This window comes from Mycobacterium sp. (genome assembly GCF_035603715.1).
GTDB lineage: Bacteria > Actinomycetota > Actinomycetes > Mycobacteriales > Mycobacteriaceae > Mycobacterium.
Genome location: NZ_DATNJW010000104.1, coordinates 1 through 5,181 on the forward strand (window position 1 = coordinate 1; position 5,181 = coordinate 5,181).

A 5,181-nucleotide genomic window follows, 5' to 3' on the forward strand; every position below is an offset into this window, starting at 1 on the left:
TGGTTACAGCCGCGCAGTAACACCATTCACCGCTGGCTCGATGACACCTACGTCGTGCCCGAATCCCTGACCGCAGGCAAAACTCGGATCACCATCACACTCACACCCACCCCCAGTGCCCCAGCCTGGACTGCCAGCCGCTACCGCGTCGAAACGCTGACGGGGACATAGGCAGCACGACGACCAAGCCCGGACCAGCCGGATCAAGGCTGGCCCGGTAGGTTAGACGCGATTCCGGACTTACCTGAAGGGAGGCGTCGTGGGCGACATTGCCGCCATGCCCGAGGCCGACCGCGGGTGGATGATCGACACGCTGTTGGCTCTGTTGCAGACCCCGAGCCCATCTGGGCGCACGGACGCCGTGATGCAACTGATCGGCGACATCTTCAACAACTTCGGTGTGCCGTTCTCGTTGACCCGCCGCGGCGCGCTCACCGCCGAACTCCCGGGTGAGTCGAAGCACACCGACCGCGCACTGGTGGTTCACGCCGACACCATCGGCTGCATGGTGCGCAGGCTCAAGGACAACGGCCGCCTCGAGCTGATTCCAATCGGCACCTTCTCGGCCCGCTTCGCCACCGGCGCCCGCGTGCGAATCTTCAGCGACGACCCCGACGAGTTCATCACCGGCACGGTGCTGCCGCTCAAGGCCAGCGGACACGCCTACGGCGACGAGATCGACGCCCAGCCCACGGACTGGGAGCACGTCGAGGTCCGCATCGATCGCAAAGTTTCGTCGCGAGACGACCTCGTCCAGCTCGGCTTGAAGATCGGGGACTTTGTCGCATTTGTCACCAGTCCCGAACTGGCCGCCGACGGCTTCATCGTGTCCCGCCACCTCGACGGCAAGGCAGGCGTAGCCGTAGCCCTGACACTGGCCAAGAACTTCAGCGAAAACAAGATCGTGCTGCCGCACCGCACCACGATCATGGTGACCATCACCGAAGAGGTAGGTCACGGGGCTAGCGATGGCCTGCCCGCCGACGTCGCCGAGCTGGTCTCGGTAGACAACGCGGTGTGCGCGCCCGGCCAGGACTCCATCGAGGACGGAGTGACAATCCCGATGGCCGATATGCACGGCCCGTTCGACTACCACCTCACCCGCAAGCTCTGCCGGCTCGCCGAGGAGCACAGCATACCGTTCGCGCGGGATGTGTTCCGTTACTACCGATCCGACGCCGCCGCAGCGATCGAGGCCGGGGCGGGCACGCGCGCCGCGCTGGTGGGTTTCGGGCTCGACGGCAGCCATGGTTGGGAACGCACCCACATGGACTCGTTGGAGGCGACCTACAACCTGCTGCATGCCTGGCTGCAAACACCACTGACGTTCGCGAAGTGGGACGCGAAGCCATCCGGCAAGCTGCGCGACTTCCCATCGTCGGAACAGCCGGCGCCCACCGAGCAGTGGGTGCCGCTGGCACGCGGCGAGCACGCCGAACCCGGCGATGTGTCGCCGGGCTCGCACTGGCCGCCGTCGTCGGCACCCGAGGGGAGCGACTGACCCTAACCATCGGCGCCGATTTATACGAGGATGGAGCAATGCGATCACACATTGTCCTCGTGACCATGGCCGCGTTGATCGGCCTCGCGACCCCCGCGCACGCCGACCCGAATCCTGATGCCAAGTTTCTTGGCGCGCTCAACAAAGCCGGCATCACCTATCACGACGGTCCCGCCGCGATCGCCATCGGCCGGCGGGTATGCGAGTTGATGGACCAGGGCAATCCGCAAGCTGAGGTCATCAAGAGCATGACCCAAGAGAACTCCGGATTCACCGATGACGGCGCAACGAAGTTCACCCAAATCTCGGAAAACGTCTTCTGTCCGCAGCACACGTGGGGAATCGTCCCAACGCCCGCGCAGCAGCCGTGGTCCCCGCCAATCGATTTCCCATTGCCGCCCCTACCGGCCGCGTTCTAAGCCGATGACCGCATTCGCCAGTAGTCCGGCACGCCACCTTGCGCCGGTAGCCGTCGGCACGTTCATGCTCGTTCTTGCCGGCTGCTCCCAGCCACCCGGGCCGGTGGCACCGCCTGCCGCGGCCGCACCTCCGTCGACCACCATGACGGTCGCGGCTACGCCGAAGACGCCCGATGGTGCACAGCCTCGGCTGGCGTCGGATCCCGCACAGTTGGCCGACGACCTGGTCGCCGACGAGCACACGTTGCGTGACCCGTCGACGGGGGAGCCGGCACTGGTGGCGGCGGCCCACCGCGAGCAGGCTGCCTATCGAGCCATCGGGCAGCATCCCGAATGGGATGCTGCCGCACGGGCGCGCATCCCGGCGGAGCTCCTCGACGTTTACGACCGCAATGTCGACGCCCGTCGTCAGCTCACCGCGATGACCCCGGTTCGGAGCACGCTGCCTGCCTGGCGCATCGTGCCGCCGGCACCCGCCGATCAATTGCTGGGCTTCTACCATCAGGCCGAGGCGGAGACCGGTGTCAGCTGGAACTACCTGGCCGCGATCAACCTGGTCGAGACCCGCTTAGGCAGCATCGACGGTGTCAGCACCGCGGACGCGCAGGGCCCGATGCAGTTCTTGCCCGCGACCTTCGCCGCGTACGGCCAGGGCGGCGATATCCATTCGCCGCACGACAGCATCATCGCGGCGGGCCGCTATCTCGCCGCGAATAACTTCGCCAACGACCGCGATCACGCCATTTACCGGTACAACCACGCCAACCAATATGTGCGCGCGGTTGATCAGTACGCGGCGCTGATCGCCGGCGACCCCGCCGCATTCGCCAGCTTCTACCGGTGGGACGTCTATTGCCGCACGACCGCCGGAGATGTGTTGCTGCCCATTGGTTATGCCCAAGCGTCGCCGATCCCGGCGGCGGACTACGTCGCGTCCCACCCGCAGTGAGTCAGTTCGCGGCCGGTACCAGATCTTCGGTGAGAGCCTCGTCGGTCAGCTCTTCGAGCTCTTTGCCTTTGGTCTCCGGCCCGAGCAGGTAGCCGATCACTGTCAGCACCCACAGGCCGGCCAGCGCCAGGTACGGGGTCTGCAACCCGTAGCGCGTGATGGCCCAGCCGATGACGGTCGGAGCGGCGATGGAGACGACCCGGCCGCCGCCGACCGCGATTCCAAAGCCGGTGCCGCGCAATACCGTTGGAAACAACTCTGCGATGTAGGTGTCGCCGACGCCCCACAGCCAGCCGAGGGTCGCGATGGCGACCGCGCCGAAGATTTGGTACTGAGCCAGCGAGTCGGAGGTAGCCGCCAGGACCGTCGATGCGACCTCGATGACCGCAGCCAGGATCGCCGAAGGACGTCGACCGATTCGATCGGCGAGGCCGGTCCCAAGGAACGCGAACACGGCCTGCAGCAAGAAGAACACCAGGGCGTAGCGAATCGCCTCGATGGGCGTGGCATGGAATCTCTTCACGATGTAGGTCGTCAAGAACAACGTCATGCCCCAGTAGCCGACCGCGTTGGCGGTGTAGATCAGCCAGCCGGCAACCAAGCGACGCCGCACGCCGGGCAAGCGCCACAGCCGGGGCTTGGGGGTCCCACTCGCGCGGACCTCGACGTAACGATGCGATTCGGTAATACCTTGCCGGACAAGGAACAACACAATCGCCGGGACAATGGCGACAATGAACGCCGATTGCCAACCGAAGTGCGGCACCAAAACCAGCGCGACGCCCGCGGCAAGGACGTAGCCCAGCGAGAAGAGCGAAAAGATAACGCCGCCAACGCCGATCGCGCGGGTCTTGGCCGGCCAGACTTCGGCGGTGTACGGCGCGCCGACCGCGAGTTCGCCCGCGCCTCCGACTCCGGTGAGGAATCGCAGCCCGGTGAACGCGGCGATGTTGGTGGTGAGACCGGCGAGGGCAGTGGTGACGCCATACAGCAGAATCGACGCTCCCAGCGTGGCTTTGCGTCCCCACCGATCGGCCGCGACGCCGAAACCGATCGTGCCGATCGTGTAGCCGAGCAGGAAGATCGAACCGATGTATCCGGCCTGTGCGTCAGTGATGTGCAGAGTCTGCTTGATCTGGGGCAACACCAGGCCGTAGATGTTCACCGCATACGAGTCGAATCCGTAGCCCAAGCCCGCTGTCACGGCAACGAAGAGCGCCTGCCTGAACGTCACGGGGGAGGATCGGGGGACCTGGACCGGAATGCTGCCGACGCTCAACGCCACGCGTGCACGGTATGCAACGACACAAGGTCTACAGAAGAGTCGCGATCGGCGTGATCGGAACCATGCGCACCGCGCCTCATAACGACTCCAGGTCGTTAACAAAGCTAATTCATAGCCATGCTAGCTAGATTTCAGAGGTACGACGACGACTATCCGTTCGATAGCCGCATACGGGAAAGGTGATCGTCATGACCTTGAAGAAAATGATCAGCGCGGGTGCAATCGCTGGCGCAATGAGTCTGTCGGCAATTGGACTTGCCGGTGCCGCCAACGCCGCGCCGACGCCACAGCCCGCACCGAACACGGTTCAGCATGCGCAACTTGTCCACTGGGGCGGCGGTCGCGGGCCCGGTTGGGGCGGCCACGGCTTCGGCGGACGCGGTTGGGGCGGCCCTGGTTTTCGTCCCGGTTGGGGTGGACCCGGTCCGATCGGGTGGGGCGGTCCGCCGGTTCCGCCGTGCCTGATCGGACTCTGCATCTGAGTCCAACCGAACGCGGCAGCTGCCTACTCGCTCCTACGGGAGTGGGTAGGCAGTCTGCGCTCAGCTTCCGGCGCTGAGGATTTTGATCGCGAAGATCAGGCTGTCGCCCTTCTGGATTCCGGCCTGCGGCTGGCCTTCGGGATAGCCGTCCGCTGAGGCCATCGCGACGCCGACGGTGGAGCCGACCTTTTGTCCCGCGATCGCTTTCTGAAAGCCCGGCACGACGCCGTCGAGCGGGAATTGGGCCGGTGTGCCGCGGTCGTAGGCGCTGTCGAACACTTTGCCGTCGCGTCCGTTGACGCCCATGTAGCAGACAGAGACTGTGGCGGTGGGCGCGACTACCGGTCCGTCTCCGGCGTGCAGCGTATGTACCTGGGTCTCAGTCACGCTGAAGGGCTGAGTGACGGTGATCAACGGCGCTGCCTTATCTGTCGAGCCCGTGACCGCGACGCTGCCGGTTGCGCCGCTGAGGGTCCAGTCCGGTGTTCCACCGTCACCCGGCGCTTGGGTGGGACAACTGCTGTCTGCGGTCGCAGGTGGGGGCG

General features: G+C 65.5%; 6 protein-coding genes. 4 read left to right on the forward strand and 2 right to left on the reverse strand.

The window, feature by feature from the left end:
* Window positions 1-259 precede the first annotated feature (259 nt).
* The 3 genes from VN856_RS04580 to VN856_RS04590 all read left to right on the forward strand — a co-directional run bounded on the left by VN856_RS04580 (window position 260) and on the right by VN856_RS04590 (window position 2,869).
* A complete protein-coding gene (locus VN856_RS04580) occupies window positions 260-1,501 on the forward strand; it encodes an osmoprotectant NAGGN system M42 family peptidase (protein ID WP_325686597.1) in 1,242 nt (413 codons plus the stop codon).
* Window positions 1,502-1,539: 38 nt separating this feature from the next.
* Window positions 1,540-1,920, forward strand: a complete 381-nt coding sequence (locus VN856_RS04585) for a DUF732 domain-containing protein (protein ID WP_325686599.1) — start codon at window positions 1,540-1,542, stop codon at window positions 1,918-1,920.
* Between the two features lie 142 nt (window positions 1,921-2,062).
* A complete protein-coding gene (locus VN856_RS04590; protein ID WP_414686866.1) occupies window positions 2,063-2,869 on the forward strand; it encodes a transglycosylase SLT domain-containing protein in 807 nt (268 codons plus the stop codon).
* A gap of 1 nt (window position 2,870) precedes the next feature.
* Here VN856_RS04590 and VN856_RS04595 read toward each other — a convergent pair whose 3' ends face one another.
* Window positions 2,871-4,103, reverse strand: coding sequence for an MFS transporter (locus VN856_RS04595; RefSeq protein ID WP_325686607.1), 1,233 nt, complete (start codon window positions 4,101-4,103; stop codon window positions 2,871-2,873).
* A 239-nt stretch (window positions 4,104-4,342) separates the two neighbouring features.
* On the opposite strand from VN856_RS04595, the gene VN856_RS04600 reads away from it, so the two are divergent.
* Complete coding sequence (locus tag VN856_RS04600; RefSeq protein WP_325686601.1) at window positions 4,343-4,636, forward strand: hypothetical protein; 294 nt, start codon at window positions 4,343-4,345, stop codon at window positions 4,634-4,636.
* A 60-nt stretch (window positions 4,637-4,696) separates the two neighbouring features.
* Here VN856_RS04600 and VN856_RS04605 read toward each other — a convergent pair.
* Window positions 4,697-5,181 (reverse strand): FKBP-type peptidyl-prolyl cis-trans isomerase (locus tag VN856_RS04605; RefSeq protein WP_325686603.1); only part of this gene is annotated, 485 nt, incomplete at its 5' end.